At 68.3% G+C, this 17,035-nt stretch carries 14 protein-coding genes and 1 pseudogene; 9 read left to right on the top strand and 6 right to left on the bottom strand.

Annotated features, from left to right (window positions below; translation table 11 throughout):
- Positions 1–18: 18 nt before the first annotated feature.
- Together O9344_RS15045 and O9344_RS15040 are read left to right on the top strand one after the other, a co-directional pair.
- The gene (locus tag O9344_RS15045; RefSeq protein ID WP_298478990.1) at positions 19–978 is read left to right on the top strand and encodes an ABC transporter permease; all 960 of its coding nucleotides are present in this window, start codon (positions 19–21) and stop codon (positions 976–978) included.
- Positions 944–1,891: an ABC transporter permease gene (locus O9344_RS15040; protein WP_298478987.1), complete on the top strand. Its 948-nt coding sequence runs from the start codon at positions 944–946 to the stop codon at positions 1,889–1,891. The genes O9344_RS15045 and O9344_RS15040 overlap by 35 nt, the downstream gene beginning before the upstream one ends.
- A gap of 67 nt (positions 1,892–1,958) precedes the next feature.
- On the opposite strand, the gene O9344_RS15035 is transcribed toward O9344_RS15040, so the two are convergent.
- Positions 1,959–2,903, bottom strand: coding sequence for an SMP-30/gluconolactonase/LRE family protein (locus O9344_RS15035; protein ID WP_298478984.1), 945 nt, complete (start codon positions 2,901–2,903; stop codon positions 1,959–1,961).
- 325 nt (positions 2,904–3,228) lie between these two features.
- Between O9344_RS15035 and O9344_RS15030 the strand changes: the two genes are divergently transcribed.
- From O9344_RS15030 to O9344_RS15005, 6 genes are all read left to right on the top strand, one after another.
- On the top strand, positions 3,229–3,993 hold the full coding sequence (locus tag O9344_RS15030) for an ABC transporter ATP-binding protein (RefSeq protein ID WP_298478981.1): 765 nt from the start codon (positions 3,229–3,231) through the stop codon (positions 3,991–3,993).
- A complete protein-coding gene (locus tag O9344_RS15025; protein WP_298478978.1) occupies positions 3,986–4,729 on the top strand; it encodes an ABC transporter ATP-binding protein in 744 nt (247 codons plus the stop codon). The genes O9344_RS15030 and O9344_RS15025 overlap by 8 nt, the downstream gene beginning before the upstream one ends.
- A 122-nt stretch (positions 4,730–4,851) precedes the next feature.
- Positions 4,852–6,006, top strand: coding sequence for an ABC transporter substrate-binding protein (locus tag O9344_RS15020; protein ID WP_298479169.1), 1,155 nt, complete (start codon positions 4,852–4,854; stop codon positions 6,004–6,006).
- A 76-nt stretch (positions 6,007–6,082) separates the two neighbouring features.
- A complete protein-coding gene (locus tag O9344_RS15015) occupies positions 6,083–6,970 on the top strand; it encodes a branched-chain amino acid ABC transporter permease (protein WP_298478975.1) in 888 nt (295 codons plus the stop codon).
- Positions 6,970–7,959 (top strand): branched-chain amino acid ABC transporter permease, encoded by a 990-nt coding sequence (locus O9344_RS15010; RefSeq protein ID WP_298478972.1) that lies wholly within the window; start codon positions 6,970–6,972, stop codon positions 7,957–7,959. Before O9344_RS15015 ends, O9344_RS15010 begins: the two co-directional genes overlap by 1 nt.
- A 156-nt stretch (positions 7,960–8,115) precedes the next feature.
- Complete coding sequence (locus O9344_RS15005) at positions 8,116–10,839, top strand: OmpA family protein (protein WP_298478969.1); 2,724 nt, start codon at positions 8,116–8,118, stop codon at positions 10,837–10,839.
- Positions 10,840–10,902: 63 nt separating this feature from the next.
- Here the strand turns inward: O9344_RS15005 and O9344_RS15000 are convergent, their stop codons facing one another.
- The 5 genes from O9344_RS15000 to O9344_RS14980 form a co-directional block, all read right to left on the bottom strand.
- Positions 10,903–11,667 carry a hypothetical protein gene (locus O9344_RS15000; protein ID WP_298478966.1) on the bottom strand — a complete coding sequence of 255 codons (765 nt, stop codon included), beginning with the start codon at positions 11,665–11,667 and terminating at the stop codon, positions 10,903–10,905.
- A 1-nt stretch (position 11,668) separates the two neighbouring features.
- Entirely contained in the window at positions 11,669–12,922 is a 1,254-nt protein-coding gene (locus O9344_RS14995) for a glycosyltransferase family 2 protein (protein WP_298478963.1), read from the bottom strand.
- Between the two features lie 14 nt (positions 12,923–12,936).
- On the bottom strand, positions 12,937–15,138 hold the full coding sequence (locus O9344_RS14990; protein WP_298478960.1) for a bifunctional SDR family oxidoreductase/aminotransferase class I/II-fold pyridoxal phosphate-dependent enzyme: 2,202 nt from the start codon (positions 15,136–15,138) through the stop codon (positions 12,937–12,939).
- An 8-nt stretch (positions 15,139–15,146) separates the two neighbouring features.
- The gene (gene rfbF, locus O9344_RS14985) at positions 15,147–15,953 is read right to left on the bottom strand and encodes a glucose-1-phosphate cytidylyltransferase (protein WP_298478957.1); all 807 of its coding nucleotides are present in this window, start codon (positions 15,951–15,953) and stop codon (positions 15,147–15,149) included.
- Between the two features lie 104 nt (positions 15,954–16,057).
- Entirely contained in the window at positions 16,058–16,420 is a 363-nt protein-coding gene (locus O9344_RS14980) for a hypothetical protein (RefSeq protein WP_298478954.1), read from the bottom strand.
- A 246-nt stretch (positions 16,421–16,666) separates the two neighbouring features.
- On the opposite strand from O9344_RS14980, the pseudogene O9344_RS14975 reads away from it, so the two are divergent.
- Positions 16,667–17,035: pseudogene (locus tag O9344_RS14975) on the top strand (hypothetical protein); the annotation flags it as partial.

Below are 17,035 nucleotides of genomic sequence, written 5' to 3'. Positions count from 1 at the left end.
GAACCAGGCAGTTCACTTATGGGTACATACCTCCTCCGGCGATTGCTGATCGCCATTCCGAGCCTGTTCGGCATCAGCATCGTGCTCTTCACGGTGCTGGCGCTGGCTCCCGGCGATCCCTTCGAGGAGATGGCCACGAACCCGAACATTCCTCCCGAAGTGCGCCTCGCGCTTCGGGAGAAGTTCGGCATCGATGATCCCGTCTACATCCGCTACATCCGCTGGTTGACGGCGATGCTGCAGGGCGATTGGGGCTTCTCCTTCGCCAGCCGCGTCAATGTCGACGATCTCATCCTGCAGCGCCTGCCGGCGACGATCTTCGTGATCGGCTCGTCGCAGGTTCTGGCGCTCGCCATCGCGCTTCCCGTCGGCATCTATGCGGCGACGCGGCCGTATTCGGTGTTCGACCAGATCGCCAACACCTTCGCCTTCATCGGCTTCTCGCTGCCGACCTTCTTCACCGGCCTGCTTTTCATCCTGGTCTTCTCGATCTGGCTGGACTGGCTGCCCTTCGTCTACCGGTCCGACATCGATGCGACCGGCTGGCGCTGGTACTGGGAACAGGTGCGGCAGGCGATCATGCCGGTCATGGTGCTCGGCCTGTTCCAGGCGGCGTCCTACACCCGCTATGTCAGGTCGGCGGTGCTCGACGTCATCCGGCTTGACTTCGTCACAACGGCCCGCGCCAAGGGCCTCGGCGAGAAGCGCGTCATCGTCAAGCACGTGGTGCGCAACGCGCTCATCCCGGTGGTGACGCTGGTCGCGCTGCAGATGCCCACCGTCTTCGGCGGTGCCATCGTCACCGAGCAGATCTTCCGCGTGCCGGGCATCGGCTCGCTGCTGATCAGCGCCATCCTGTCCAATGATACTCCCGTCATCATGGCCGTGACCTTCGTGTTCGCGTGCCTCGTCGTGTTCTTCAACCTCCTTGCAGATGTCCTCTATGGCTGGCTCGACCCCCGCATCGCCTTCCGTTGATCCGGTGGCCGAGATCGGAGCCGTCATTCGGTCCGAACACGTCCCACCTTGGCTCGACGCCTGGCGCAAGTTCCGCCGCCACAAGCTGGCGGTGACAAGCAGCGTCATTCTCGGGACGATCATCCTCGCGGTGATCGTCGGCCCGTGGCTTTGGCCGGTGCCGATCAACGAGATCGACTTCACCGCGCGCCTCGCGCCGCCGTCGCCGAAGCACCCCTTCGGCACGGATGACCTGGGGCAGGACCTGCTGGCGCGCATGATCTATGGCGGGCGCATCTCGCTCGCGGTGGGCCTTGCCGCCATGCTGGTGGCCATCATCGTCGGCGTGGTGGTCGGCGCCATCGCCGGCATCTCGCGCGGTCCGGTGGACGCGGCGCTCATGTGGGTGACGGACCTGTTCCTGTCGCTGCCGCAGCTGCCGCTGCTGCTGCTCATCATCTACCTGTTCCGCGACGTGCTGAAGGATGCCTTCGGCGTGGAGATGGGCGTCTTCATCCTCATTGTCGTCGTCATCGGCGGCCTGAGGTGGATGCCCGTCGCCCGGCTTGTGCGCGCCCAGTTCCTGTCGCTGCGCGAGAAGGAGTTCGTCGAGGCGGCCCACGCCCTCGGCGCCTCGCGGATGCGCCAGGTGGTGCGGCACATCCTGCCCAATGCCATGGGGCCGGTGATCGTCGCGGCGACCATCGACGTCGCTGCCGCCATCATCGCGGAATCGACGCTGTCCTTCCTCGGCCTCGGCTTCCCGCCGGATATCCCGACCTGGGGTCGCCTGCTCTTCGATGCCAAGGACTTCCTGGATTATGCGCCGCACTGGGCGCTGTTCCCGGGCGCGGCGATCTTCATCACCGTGCTGACCATCAACTTCATCGGTGATGGCCTGCGCGACACGTTCGATCCGCGCCGCGTCCTCTGACGCAGGCCGCAGGACCGGTTCAGCCGCCGCGCTCCGCAAGGGGCGCGGCGGTTTCCGTTTCAGGGGCTCAGCCGCCGGGCGCCCCTTGGGTGTTCACATAGACCGCATAGAGCCCGCGGCCGGTGGCCATGAACAGGCGGTTGCGGTGGCGGCCGCCGAAACAGACATTGGCGCAGCGCTCAGGCAGGCGGATGCGGCCGATGGCGGTGCCGTCGGGCGCGAAGACCATGACGCCGTCGAGGTCCGGCGTGCCCATGCCCCAGCCGCACCACAGATTGCCGTCGACGTCGCAACGGATGCCGTCCGGCGTGCCGCCGGGGCCGGCATCGACGAAGACGCGGCGATTGGCGAGGCCACGGCCGTCCGGCGTGACGTCATAGGCGACGATGAGGCGATGGGGCGTGGCACGTGACTCGACGAGGTAGAGGGTGCGCTCGTCGGGTGAGAAGCACAGACCGTTGGGGCCTGTGACGTTCTCGGCAACGGCGGCGATACCGAGGCCGTCCGGGTCGATGCGATAGACGTTCTGCGGCAGTTCCTGCTCAGCCGGCTCACCCTCGTAATGGCTGAGCAGGCCGAAATGCGGATCGGTGAACCAGATGGAACCGTCCGACTTCACCACGACGTCGTTGGGGGAGTTGAGGCGGCGGCCCTCGTGATGGCTCGCCAGCACAGTGATGGACCCGTCATATTCGGTGCGGATGACCCGCCGTCCGCCATGTTCGCAGGTGACGAGGCGGCCCTGCCGGTCCCGGGTATTGCCATTGGCCTTGTGGCTGGGCTTTCGGAAGACCGTGACGGCGCCGGTCTCCTCGTCCCAGCGCAGGATGCGGTCATTGGGGATGTCGCTGACGAGAAGGCAGCGCTGGTCGCCGAGCCAGACCGGACCCTCGCCCCAGCGCAGTCCGGTGGCGAGGCGTTCGACGGCGGCATTGAACAGACGGTACTTCAGGAACCGCGGATCGAGGATCTCGATGGACGGGTCGGGATAGATCGGGCTTGGCTCCCACATGCGCACCTCCTCGCATCCGCTCTTCCGGCGGGCGATCAAGTGTCGGACGCGGTCCGGGCCGGCGCAAGGACGGGCGGCGGCGACAGCCCATGCGAAAAGGGCGCCCCGGCGGGACGCCCTTTCCATTGGCCGTCAGCGCATGGCCTGAGCGATGATCTGCACCGCGCGCCCGGTGCGCGGCCCGCGCTTCGCCGTGACGCCCCAGCTGCGCGGAGAGGCCGCACCCTCTGTCCTTAGGACATGACGTGCCAGTCAGGTTTTCGATTGACTATGCTGACTGCACCATGCAGCAATGCCGCCAACGCACGGCAAAAGAACAGAGTGCATGGTGGGAACGTCGGACGAGATCATCCTCCAGACCCGTGGTCTGACGAAGGATTTCAAAGGCTTTACGGCTGTCAGCGAGGTGGACCTGGACGTGCGCCGGGGCTCCATCCACGCGCTTATCGGCCCGAACGGCGCCGGCAAGACGACCTGCTTCAACCTGCTGACCAAGTTCCTCATCCCGACCCGGGGAACGATCACCTACAAGGGGCAGGACATCACCCAAGCCAAGCCGGCGGACATTGCCCGGCTCGGCCTCGTGCGGTCCTTCCAGATCTCCGCCGTCTTCCCGCATCTGACGGTGCTGGAGAATGTGCGCATCGCGCTGCAGCGCAAGCGCGGCGACAATTTCGACTTCTGGACCTCGGAAGCGGTTCTTTCCGCGCTGGATGCCGAGGCCGAGCGCCTGGTCGAGGCGGTGGGCCTCAAGGACTTCGTGCGCCACCAGGCGGTCGAGCTCTCCTATGGCCGTAAGCGCGCCCTCGAGATCGCCACGACGCTCGCCCTCGATCCCGAAATGATGCTCCTCGACGAGCCCATGGCCGGCATGGGCCACGAGGACGTCGACCGCATCGCCGAGCTCATCCGCCGCGTCTCGGCCAACCGCACCATCCTCATGGTGGAGCACAATCTCTCGGTCGTCGCCTCGTTGTCCGACCGCATCACGGTGCTCGCCCGCGGCAAGGTGCTCGCGGAAGGCGATTACGCCACCGTGTCGAAGGACCCGCGGGTGATCGAAGCCTATATCGGAGCCGGTCATGGCTGACGCCGCCCTCGCAACGCCCGCCGCCACCACGGCCCCCCGGCCGATGCTCGCCGTCCGCGACCTCAACGCGTGGTACGGCGAATCCCACGTGCTGCACGGCATGAATCTCGACGTCGGCGAGGGCGAGGTCGTCACGCTTCTCGGCCGCAATGGTGCCGGCAAGACGACGACGCTGAAGTCGATCATCGGCATCATCGGCAAGCGGACGGGCTCCATCACCTTCGAGGGTGGCGAGACCATCGGCATGTCGTCGCGCGCCATTGCCAAGCTCGGCATCGGCTATGTGCCGGAGGAGCGCGGCATCTTCTCCTCGCTGTCGGTGGAGGAGAACCTGATGCTGCCGCCGCAGGTCAGGCCCGGCGGCATGAGCGTCGAGCAGATCTTCGAGCTCTTCCCCAACATCAAGGAGCGGCTGACCAGCCAGGGCACGAAGCTCTCGGGTGGCGAACAGCAGATGCTGTCGATCGCCCGCATCCTGCGCACCGGCGCCAAGTTCCTGCTGCTCGACGAGCCGACCGAGGGCCTCGCCCCCGTCATCATCGAGCAGATCGGCCGGACGATCGCCCGGCTGAAGCGCGAGGGCTACACCATCATCCTGGTGGAGCAGAACTTCCGCTTTGCCCAGACGGTCGCCGACCGCCACTATCTGGTCGAGCAGGGGCGTGTCGTCGACATGATCCTCAATGCCGAACTCGACCAGAACATCGACAAGCTGCACGCCCATCTCGGCGTGTAAGCCCGCAACAACAAGAACAACCGACCCATCTGTTCTCTCTGGAGGAGACGACCATGACCTTCCGCATGAATCGCCGCTCGCTCATGGCGGGTGCCGCCGCCACCGCCTTCTCGGCCCGCTCGATGGCCCAGGCCCAGCAGCCCATCAACGTCAAGATCGGCGTGCTGAACGACCGCTCCGGTCTCTATGCCGACCTTACCGGCGAGGGTTCGGTCATCGCCGCCCGCATGGCGGTCGAGGATTTCCGCGCCGCCGCCAACGGCATCAACGTGCAGATCGTCTCGGCCGACCACCAGAACAAGCCTGACGTTGGCGCCAACATCGCCCGCCAGTGGTACGACAACGACGCCGTGGACGTGATCACCGACGTGCCGACCTCCTCGGTCGGCCTCGCGGTCAACCAGATCACCCGCGAGAAGAACCGCATCCACCTTAACTCCGGCTCGGCCACCTCCGACCTCACCGGCGCGCAGTGCTCGCCGAACACCATCCACTGGACCTACGACACCTACATGCTGTCGCAGGGCACCGGTGGCGCCATGGTGAAGGCCGGTGGCGACACCTGGTTCTTCCTCACCGCCGACTATGCCTTCGGCCATGCGCTGGAGCGTGACACCACCGCCGTGGTGCAGCGCGCCGGCGGCCGCGTCCTCGGCGGCGTGCGCACGCCCTTCCCCGGCACCGACTTCTCGTCCTTCCTGCTGCAGGCCCAGGCCTCGCGCGCCAAGGTCATCGGCCTCGCCAATGCCGGCGGCGACACCGTCAACTCGATCAAGCAGGCGGCCGAGTTCGGCATCACTGCGGGCGGCCAGAAGCTCGCCGGCCTCCTGGTCTTCGTCGTTGACGTGCACGCCCTCGGCCTGCAGACGGCCCAGGGCCTGGTGCTGACCGAGACCTTCTACTGGGATCTCAACGACAACACCCGCGCCTGGTCGCGTCGCTTCGGCGCGCAGCGCAACGGCTTCATGCCCACCATGGTGCAGGCTGGCGTCTATTCCTCGACGCTGCACTACCTGAAGGCCGTCGCCGCCACGAAGAGCAAGGACCCGGCGCAGGTCATGGCCTGGATGAAGGCCAATGGCACCGACGATCCGCTGTTCGGCCAGGGCACCATCCGCCAGGACGGCCGCAAGATCCATCCGGCCTATCTCTTCGAGGTCAAGAAGCCCTCGGAGTCGAAGGGCCCCTGGGACTACTACAAGCTGCTCGCCACCATTCCGGGCGAGGAGGCCTTCCGGCCGCTGAACGCTGGCGTTTGCCCGCTGGTCCGCGCCTAAAGCCTGATCCGGGAAGCGCCGTCCGCGGCGCTTCCCACCTCCCTTAGCCAGGTCCGCCTCAGCCAGGTCCGCATCGATGTTCGAGCTTCTCGGCATTCCGCCGCAAGCCCTGTTCGGCCAGCTCCTGCTCGGCCTGATCAACGGCTCATTCTACGCCATCCTGAGCCTCGGGCTCGCGGTGATCTTCGGCCTCTTGAACATCATCAACTTCACCCACGGCGCCCAGTACATGATGGGCGCCTTCATCGCCTGGATGCTGCTCAACTGGGCGGGCGTCGGCTATTGGCCGGCCCTGCTTCTCGCCCCGATCATCGCCGGCATCTCCGGCGTCATCATCGAGCGGACGCTGCTCAAACGGCTCTACCATCTCGACCATCTCTATGGCCTGCTGCTGACCTTCGGCCTCGCCCTCATCATCCAGGGTCTTTTCCGCAACCAGTTCGGCTCCTCCGGCCTGCCCTATCAGATCCCGGCGGAGCTGCGCGGCGGCCAGAACCTCGGCTTCATGTTCCTGCCGAACTACCGCGCCTGGGTGGTCGTCGCCTCGCTGGTCGTCTGCCTCGCCACCTGGTTCGTCATCGAGAAGACGCGGCTCGGCGCCTATCTGCGCGCCGCCACCGAGAACCCGACCCTGACCCAGGCCTTCGGCATCAATGTTCCGCTGCTGATCACGCTGACCTATGGCTTCGGCGTCGGCCTTGCCGCCTTCGCTGGCGTGCTCGCCGCACCGATCTATTCGGTCAACCCGAACATGGGCGCCGACCTCATCATCGTCGTCTTCGCGGTGGTGGTCATCGGCGGCATGGGCTCGATCCTCGGCGCCATCGTCACCGGCTTCGGCCTCGGGCTGATCGAGGGCCTGACCAAGGTCTTCTATCCGGAAGCCTCCGCCACCGTCATCTTCATTATCATGGCCATCGTGCTTCTCGTGAAGCCGGCCGGCCTGTTCGGGAGGGCCGCCTGATGGCCGAGATCTCCATCGCCGCTCCCCCCGCCAGCCCCACCGAGGCCGCCGATCACGCCGCACTGCACCGGACGCTGTTCATCGCGCTCGCGGCGCTGCTGGTGGTGCTGCCCTTCATCCCGGTGATCGGCTATCCGTTCTTCCTGATGAAGGTGCTGTGCTTCGCGCTCTTCGCCTGTGCCTTCAACCTGATGCTCGGCTATGGCGGCCTCCTGTCCTTCGGCCATGCCGCCTATTTCGGCTTCGCCTCCTATGTCTCGGCCTACACCGCCAAGCACTGGGGCCTGACCCCCGAGGCCTCGATCCTCCTCGGCACCGCCTCGGGCGCCATCCTTGGCCTCGCCTTCGGCTCGCTCGCCATCCGTCGCCAGGGCATCTACTTCGCCATGATCACCCTGGCGCTCGCCCAGATGGTCTATTTCTTCTCGCTGCAAACGCCGCGCTTCACCGGCGGCGAAGACGGTATCCAGGCCGTGCCGCGCAACGCGCTGCTGGGCGTCCTGCCGCTGTCGAATGACACGGTGACCTACTATCTGGTCGCCGCCATCTTCATGGCCGGTATCCTGCTCATCTACCGCATCATCCACTCGCCTTTCGGGCAGGTGCTGAAGGCGATCCGTGACAACGAGGCCCGTGCGGTGTCGCTCGGCTACCGGGTCAACCAGTACAAGCTGGCGGTCTTCGTGCTCTCGGCGTCGCTGGCGGGCCTTGCGGGCGCCACCAAGGCGGTGGCGGTTCAGCTTGCCTCCCTCACCGATGTGCACTGGAGCATGTCCGGCGAGGTCGTGCTGATGACCCTGGTTGGCGGCATGGGCACCGTCTTCGGTCCCATTGTCGGGGCCGCGGTCATCATCTCCATGCAGAACTTCCTCGCCGGCCTCGGCGCCTGGGTGACCATCGTCCAGGGCGTGATCTTCGTGATCTGCGTGCTCGTTTTCCGCGAAGGCATTGTCGGCGTCATCGGCAAGTGGCTGAAGAAACCGCTTTGACGGCCTGACGGCGGTCCTGCGGAACGGCGGCAGATGAACGGCGTTTAAGCCAAATGCCGCGCCGTTCCCTTGCGAGCGTCGCGATTGTGCCGTCATTTGCGGTTGCCATGGGGGCCGAGCGGCTTTCGGGCCGTCGCTGATTCCGTGGAGTGACTGATGAACGCCCTGAAGCGCGCCCTGCTGGCCGGCACGTTCCTGCCGGTTCTCGCCATGGCTCCCGGCCTCGCCGAGACCCTGCCGTCGGGGCGCCTTGAGGTCGCTCAGCTCAACCCGCAGCAGGAGCGCGATCCGCGCCAGCAGCGGCCGGGAGGACAGGGCCAGCCGGGCCGTCCGCCGGAGGGCCGCGCGCCCGGTGGCGGCGGTCAGGTCCAGCAACCGCGCCCGCCCCAGGGCGGCATGGGCGGTGGCGGTCAGGTTCAGCAGCCGCGCCCGCCCGTCGCCCCGATGCAGCAGCCGCAGCGTCAGGTGCAGCCGGAGCGGCAGGCGCCGCCCATCCAGCAGCGTCCGCCCATTCAGCAGCGTCCGCCCGTCCAGGCCCAGCCGCCGCAGCAGCAGCGGCTTGCGCCCCCGGTCCAGTCTCAGCAGCCCCAACGGACCGCACCACCGATCGCCCAGCCGACCCAGCCGACGGCGCCGCGGGTGAACCCCCCGGCCGGTGCGCAGCCGCCGCGCAGCCCCGGCTTCACCGGCCAGCCGCCAGGCCAGGGTCAGCAGCCCGGCGCCGGCCAGCCGCCGCGCCCGGGCCTGGGGCAGCCGCAGCAGGGCCGTCCCGTCCCGCCCGCCACCTCAGGCGAGAGCCAGCGCCCAACGCCGGGTGCCATCCGGCCGCAGGACGGCCGCCCGCCTTTCGGCGGCAATTCGCCCGGCCAGTCGGCACAGCCGCCTGTGCAGCGTCCGGGCGCCGTTCCCCAGACCGGTGGCGCGCAGCAGCCGCCTGCCGGCCAGCCTCCCATCGGCCAGCGCCCGCCTGGCGTGGTCCCCGGCCAGCCCGGTCAGCCGCAGACGGGTGGCGCGCAGCAGCCGCCGACCGGCCAGCCGCCGATCGGGCAGCGCCCGCCGGGCGTGGTCCCCGGCCAGTCCGCTCAGCCGCAGACCGGTGGCGCCCAGCAGCCGCCGACGGGGCAGTCGCCGATCGGACAGCGCCCGCCGGGCGTGGTTCCAGGACAGCCGGGCCAGCCGCAGACCGGTGGTCCGGCCCAGCCGCCCGGCCAGCCGCCGATCGGACAGCGCCCTCCGGGCGTGGTTCCCGGCCAGCCGGGCCAGCCGCAGACCGGTGGCGCGCAGCAGCCGCCGACCGGCCAGCCGCCGATCGGCCAGCGCCCGCCCGGCGTCGTTCCCGGCCAGCCGGGCCAGCCGCAGGTCGGTGGCACCGCCCAGCCGCCCGGCCAGCCCGGTCAGCCGCAGACCGGTGGTCCGGCCCTGCCGCCCGGCCAGCCGCCGATCGGACAGCGCCCGCCTGGCGTCGTTCCTGGCCAGCCGGGCCAGCCGCAGGTCGGTGGTCCCGCCCAGCCGCCCAGCCAGCCGGGCCAGCCGCAGGTCGGTGGTCCCGCCCAGCCGCCCAGCCAGCCCGGTCAGCCGCAGATCGGTGGTCCCGCCCAGCCGCCCGGCCAGCCCGGCCAGCCGCAGGTCGGTGGTCCCGCCCGGCCGCCCGGCCAGCCCGGTCAGCCGCAGATCGGCGGTCCGGCCCAGCCGCCCGGTCTTCCCAACCAGCCGCAGACCGGTGGTCCGGCTCCGTCTCCCGCCATTCCGGGCCAGGGCTTTGGCCAGCAGCGGCCCGGTGGACCCGGGGCTCCCGGCGGCTTCCAGGGCCAGCCCGGCCAGCCCGGTACGGGCGTGCCCGGAGGCTTTACCGGCTTGCCGCCGCGCCAGGGGCCGCCCGAGCAGCGGCGCGGTTCGCGCATCGGCCCGGCGGGTGCCGCCGCCATCGGCATCGGCGCCGGCCTTGTCGGCGGCTTCATGCTGAGCCGGGGCGCGCGCGCCGAGCGTGTCGATGAGATCCGCGACAGTCGCCGCGAGTTCACCCAGGACGGCGTCACGGTCATTCACGAGCCCGGCCGCACCATCATCCGGGACGGCGAGGGCACCTTCATCCGTCACGACGAGACCGCGCGCTTCCGCGAGCTCGGCGGCAATTTCCGCTCCGAGCGCCGCGGCAATGAGATGGTGTCGGTCTTCGACCGGCCGGACGGCGTGCGTGTCATCACCGTCACCGACGAGAGTGGCGAGCTGGTGCGCCGCATCCGCCGCTATCCCGACGGGCGCGAGGTGATCCTGATCGACAACTCGTTCCGGCCGCGTCCCCGCACCTTCGAGGAACAGATCATCGAGCTGCCGCCTCCGGAATATTCGTTCCCGCGCAACCGCTACATCGTCGATGCCGAGGAGGCGACGCCGGAGGTGATCTACGAGACGCTGAGTGCGCCGCTGGTGCAGCGTCCGCCGCGCCGCTACACGCTCGACGAGGTGCGCTACAGCCCGACGGTGCGCGCCTATACCCGCAGCGTCGACGTCAACACGATCACCTTCGATACCGGGTCGTGGGAAATCAAGCCCGACCAGGTCCGGCGCCTCGACACGATCGCGGCGGCGCTCGGCCGGGCCATCACCGCCAATCCGAACGAGGTCTTCCTCGTCGAGGGCCACACGGATGCGGTGGGCAACGATGTCGACAACCTGTCGCTGTCGGACCGGCGCGCCCAGTCCATCGCGACGGCCCTGACCCAGACCTACAACATCCCGCCGGAGAACCTGACCACCCAGGGCTATGGCGAGCAGAACCTTAAGGTGCAGACGCAGGGGCCCTCGGCGGAGAACCGGCGCGTGACGCTGCGCCGGATCACCGACCTGCTCAATCAGCAGAACACCCAGGCGCCGCAGTGAGGCGACCTGGCTGAGACAGGGGAGCGGGCGCCTGTAGGCGCCCGTTTCGTTTCGGCGCCGGTGTCAGGGGCGGTGCAGGTGCAGGCCGACCAGCGTGCCGGTCAGCTGGAAGCCGAGGCGGGCATAGAGGTTGGCGACACCGATATTGGCGGCGGAGACGACCGTGTCGATGCGGCGGACGCCCTGGTCCTTAAGGTGCAACAGAACCGCCGTCCAGAAGGGCAGGGCGAGCACGGCCTGGTCGGGCTGCGTTCCGCCGAGCACGAGGTCGGCCGAGCCGTCCGCGGTCGTAAAGGCCATGAAGGCGCCAGGGCGCTGCGCGGCGCCGGTGACGAGCACCGTCGCGCGGCCGGCGAGCAGCCCTTCCATCCAGTCGACCTGCCGGAGCTGGTTCACCTCCGCCGGGATGGCCGGGTCCTCGGCGAAGCGGCCGAAATGGAAGGTCTCGGCGGCCTGCGCGATCAAAGCGGGGTGATCCTCGGCGGTGGGTGTCCGCAACGGCGCCGGCCGGCAGGACGGCGCGAAGCGGGCGAGGTTGGGAAAGCGCAGGGTCTGGACCGTCTCGACATAGCGGAAGCCGATGGCCTGGAGCCGGGCGATGGCGGCGCGGCGCTCGGCGGGCAGGCGGCAGGTCACCAGCCCCGCCTGCTCTTCGCCGCAGAGGCGGTGGAAGGCGGTGATGACATCGGCATCGTCGGTGATGCCTTCATCGCCTGCCAGCGCAGCCTCCGTGATGTCGAGGGTCGGCCGGCCGAGGGCGCGAGCGTCCCAGGGCGTCGGCCGGATGACGAGCCGCGCGCCGGAATTGCCCGCGAGCGTCCAGCTCATGTCAGGCGGGCGTGCGCCGGAAGGCGGCGTGGAGGTCGATGACGATGTCGTCCGGCCCGAGGAGGTCGGCGGAGGGCGGCGACATCAGCGCGAAGGCCTTGGGCGTCGGCGAGGCGGCACGCGGGTCCCGGCGGCGGATGAAGGCCTCGCGAACCTTGGGCGTCAGGCTCTCCAGCGTGTCATCGGCGATGAGGTCGTCCAGCACGACGAGATGGCGGGCCTGGGCGCGGGCTTCCGCCACCAGCGTCTCCAGGGCGCAGAGGCCGGCCACGACCGGACGCATGTCGGGGTGACAGCCGGGCTGGCCATAGGCGCGGACGCGGCGGTCGAGATGATAGGCGTGGCTCCAGTTGCCGGCGAAGATGTGCAGCTTGATGGCCACCTGCATCCGCTGAATGGTGAAATCCTGGAAACGGCGGAGCAGGGGCCCCGAGGCCACGGGGTCCGCGAGCGGGGCCGGCTCGATGAAGGAGGCGAAGAACTCGACGCCGCCGCGGAAGCGGTCCCAGCCGTCCATCGTCTCGCTGTTGCCGGAATGGTTCACGCCGCCCTTGGAGATGGCCGTGACGCGGGCGAAGGGCTCCGGCGCGAAGAGCACCGAGCCGACGGTGAGCGCGCGGGCGAGATGGGCGAAATAGTGGAAGGCGTAAGGGGTGACCGGCTCGATGACGTCGTGAACCACGCTCGTCCGGATGATGAACCATTCGGGGAAGATGTGGTGGGTCAGCATGTAGTCGAGGCAGGCCGCGTGCTCGCCCTGCCGGAAGAGGCGCTCCCCGGCGATGCGGTAGAAGGTGCCCATCTCCGCATTGTCGCGGGTCTCGTCGATGAGCATCCACGGCGCCTGGACCATGACGAGGTCGGGATCGGCAGCGAGGCGGCCGAGATAGGAGATGACGACGTCCGGCACGAGCAGGTCGTCGTCACCGACCCATATGGCGAACTCGCCGCGCGACTGGCGCCAGGTGTAGAGGAAGTTGCCGTAGGCGCCGATATTCTCGACCTGCCGCACGGAACGGATGCGCGGGTCGGCCGCGGCCCAGCGCGCGACGATGGCAGGCGTGTCATCGGTCGACCGGTTGTCCGAGACGAGGATCTCGAAATCGATCCCGCGGGCCTCGAAGGCCTGGATGTGGTGGGTGAAGAAGCGGTCGAGATATTGCGCGCGGTTGTAGGTCGGCAGCGCGATGGTGACCAGCGGCCGCCGCGCTTCTGCGGGGGCGATCGTGGTCGAGGCGACGGCGCTGGCGGCCATGAAGCGGCTCCGGATCAGGCGACGCGGCGGGCGTGGCGCGCGAGGATGGACTTGAGGCCGCGGGCGACGCGGGCGGCGACGTCACGGGTGACGTTGTAGCCGCTCGGCAGGTTGATGCCCGTCGGCGAGATCCCATAGGCGTTGGTATTGCGGGCGCTCGCGCCCGCCGCCGATGGCTGGCTCCGGAAGGCCGGCTGCCAGCTCAGCGGATAGAAGAAAGGCCGGGTGTCGATGCCTTCAGCGCCGAGTTCGGCCGCGACCTGCTGCTTGAGGAGGCCGAGCTTCGGATCAAGGACGGCCGTGACCATCCAGTAGGTGTTGAAGACGTGTGGCGGCTCGGCGTTGAGCGTCAGACCCGGCGTGCCGTCGAGGGCCTCGGCATAGAAGCGGAAGATGTCGCGCTTCATGGCGATGAGCTCGTCGAGGCGCTCCATCTGGGCGATGCCCATGGCGGCCTGCATGGCCGACATCCGGTACTTGAAGCCGACCTCCTCGGTGACGAGGGCGCGGGATGTGGGATGGCGGCCCTGGTCGCGCAGGATGTTCACCCGCTCGGCCAGCGCGTCGTCGTCGGTGACGAGCATGCCGCCCTCGCCGGTGGTGACCGTCTTGGAGCCGTGGAAGGAGAAGACCGAGGCGCGGCCGAAGGCGCCGGCGGGCTTGTCGCGGAAGCGCGAGCCGATGGCTTCCGCCGCGTCCTCGATGAGGATGATCCCGGCATCGCGGGCGATGGTCTCAAGGCGCGCCCAGTCCGGCATGCCGCCGTAGAGATCGACGACGATGGCGGCCTTGGTCTTCGGCGTGATGGCGGCGGCAAGGCTCGCCGGCGACATGCACCAGGAGACCGGATCGATGTCGACGAAAACCGGGTTGGCGCCGATCTGCACCACCGGCGAGGCGGTTGCGACCCAGGTGCATTCGGGCACGATGACCTCGTCGCCCGGACCGATGCCAAGACCGACCAGGGCGAGGTGGATGGCCGAAGTGCAGTGGGCGAGCGAGATGGCGTGCTTGCGGCCGGTCTGTGCGGCGACCATCGCCTCGAAGCGCTGGTTGTACTTGGCGTGGTTCTCGAACCATGCGTGACGCGCCGCCTCGGCCGTCAGGTCGACCTCGCGCTGTGTGATGGAGGGCCCAGCCACCGGCACGCGCTCGCGCTTGACGCCGAGCGGGGTGGTCTCGCGCGCCGTGCGCCATGTGAGGTCCTCGGCGAGCTTTTCTGCCGCCATGAGGCTCTTCAGCCGGGCGAGGCGCACATAGCGCTGGCCACTGAGGTCGTCTGCGGTGGTGCGGCCGGCGAGGGCGGCCACCAGCTCCTTGGCGCCGGAGGCCGCGGTGTGGAGGAAGCGGAAGTCGGGGAAGGCGGCGGCGAACCTGCCGAAATCGACGCGATAGGATCGCGGATCGATCGTATTGCCCTCGGCGAAGGTGACGCGCGAACCCGGCACTGCCTCGGCGACGATGGTCGCGATGTCGCGGACGAGGTGGTTCTCGCTGTTCTGGCCGATGTTGAAGGCCTCGCCCCGGACCGTGTCGGCATCGGCGGCGAGGATGGCAGCCGCGGCGCGGGCAAGGTCGCGCACATGGAGGAGCGGGCGCCAGGACAGGCCGCTGGAGAGCAGTTTCACCTCGCCGGTTGAGAGAGCCGAGACGACGAGGTTGTTGAGGACGAGGTCGGTGCGCAGCCGCGGCGACAGGCCGTAGCAGGTGGCGTTGCGCATGAAAGTGGGGGTGAAGCTGTCGTCGGCGAGGGCAAGCAGCCCCGCCTCGCTCTCCACTTTGCTCGCGGCATAGGCGGTGAGCGGATTGACCGGCGCGCTCTCGTCGAGGAGCAGGTCCGGGTTGCCGGCGCCATAGATGGAGCAGGAGGAGGCGAAGACGAAGCGCGTGACACCGGCGGCCTTGGCGATGCGGGCAAGGGCAATGGTGGCGTCGCGGTTGATGGCGGCGGTGAGTTCGGGAGCGAGGTCGCCCATCGGGTCGTTGGAGAGGGCGGCGAGATGGACCACTGCATCGAAGCCGGCGAGATCCTCGGCCGTGATGTCGCGCACGTCCTTGGCGATGGTGCGCACCGGGTCCACGGGCTCCAGGCCCTCGGTGTGGCAGGGGACGAAATAGCCGGTGTCGAGGCCGATCACCTCATGGCCAGCTTCCGTCAGAACGGCGGTGGCGACGGTGCCGACATAGCCGGCATGGCCCGTGAGCAGGATCTTCATGGCTTGCCTCACGCTGCGGCGACGGAGCGGCGGGGCTCGTCGATCCAGGTTTTCCAGGGCGCCTTGCCGGAGTCCCACAGGCCCTGCAGCAGGCGGAGCTCACGCAGCGTGTCGACGCACTGCCAGAAGCCGTCGTGGCGATAGGCGCCGAGCTTGCCGTCGCGGGCGAGCCGCTCATAGAGCGCCACCTCCAGCGAGCCGTCGTCGCCGTCGAGGGCGAGATAGTCGAAGACGCCGGGCTCGAAGACGGCGAAACCGCCATTGATCCAGCCCTCGCCGATCTGCGGCTTCTCGACGAAGCCGGAGACGTCCTCGCCCTCGAAGCGGATGCCACCGAAGCGAGCGGGCGGATGGACGGCGGTGATGGTGGCGAGATGGCCCTGGGCCTGGTGCTGTGCGACCACCGCCTGAACGGGCACGTCGCTGACGCCGTCGCCATAGGTGACGAGGAAGGGCGCGCCGTCGAGGTGGGGCTTCAGGCGCAGGATGCGTCCGCCGGTATTGGTGTCGAGGCCGGTATTGACGATGCGGACGCGCCAGTTGTCGAAGACCGGGCCAGTGCGGGTGACCTGGCCGTGACGTGTATCGACCAGCAGGTCACCGGCGAGGCGCATCTCGTCGAGGAAGAAGCGCTTGATGACGTCGGCCTTGTAGCCGGCGGCGATAACGAAGTCGTCGAAACCCTGGGCCGCGTAGTGGCGCATGATGTGCCACAGGATCGGCCGGCCGCCGACATCGACCATGGGCTTGGGCTTCACGTCGGTCTCTTCCGAGATCCGCGTGCCCCGTCCGCCCGCGAGAATCACAACCCGCATGAATGGCCCCTGGTCCGCATGGGGCGGAGGATGGGCGGACATGGTAAACGCATGGTAAATGAGGGATGCCGGAGCCGGACGGTGCCCCGCCCGATGGACCGGGCTCAGGTGCGGGTGCCGCCGCCGGCCTTGGCCGCGAGGGCCCTGGCCATCAGCTCGCTTTCCCGCTCAACCAGCAGCGCCGCGTGATCGAAGGCGAGGGCGAAATCCTCCTCCATGATCGCGAACTGCATGCCAAGGATCAGCGGTCGCGCGCTCGGCATGGCGGCGAGGATCAGCTCCACCCGCGCAGCAAGATCGGCATGGCTGATGGCGTCAAAACCCTTCAGCAGCATTTCCTGGACCAGCCAGGCGATGCTCTTGCCCACCGTGTCTACGTCCTCGAGCTGCAGGAGGACGCCAAGTTCCTGCGCCCCGGGGCCATCGGCCAGGGCGGGGAGGGCGGTGTCTGCGACGATGTCGGCCATGAATCACCTGAGGGCTCGAATTGGTTTTGTAAGTAATTTGTCAAGGTTAATGTTCAGTTAATATAGTAGTATTTTGGTTCTGTTTACCATTAATTCCGGTTTGTCAAAGTTCAGACCAGAAAAAAGCATTCCTTAAGTCGCGTCGAGGACAGTCGCCATGCCTTCGAGAACTGAAGGCCCTCCCAGGATCGGGAGGCGTCATCGTCCTCCCCTCAGAAGCAGGGGACCCTAGGAAAGGGATCTGAAATGTCTGACATCACCATCTCGCGCGGCGTTCGTTCGAACCTCCTCGCTCTCCAGAACATCGCCTCCGGTCGCGAGACGATCCAGGGCCGCCTGGCCTCGGGCAAGAAGGTCAACTCGGCCCTCGACAACCCGACCAACTTCTTCACGGCCGCCTCGCTCAACTCGCGTTCGAACGATCTCGGCGCCCTGCTCGACGGCATGTCGAACGGCATCAAGACCCTCGAAGCCGCCGACAACGGCCTGAAGTCGATCACCAAGGCTGTCGAGTCGCTGCAGTCGGCTGTCCGCCAGGCCCGTCAGGACAAGTCCTGGAAGGGTGAGAGCCTCGCCTTCACGGCGAACGCGTCGGCCGGCACGATCAGCTTCCTC

Origin of the sequence: Phreatobacter sp. (assembly GCF_027532945.1) — a bacterium.
Taxonomy (GTDB): domain Bacteria; phylum Pseudomonadota; class Alphaproteobacteria; order Rhizobiales; family Phreatobacteraceae; genus Phreatobacter.
This window is presented reverse-complemented; position numbering and strand designations above follow the sequence as displayed.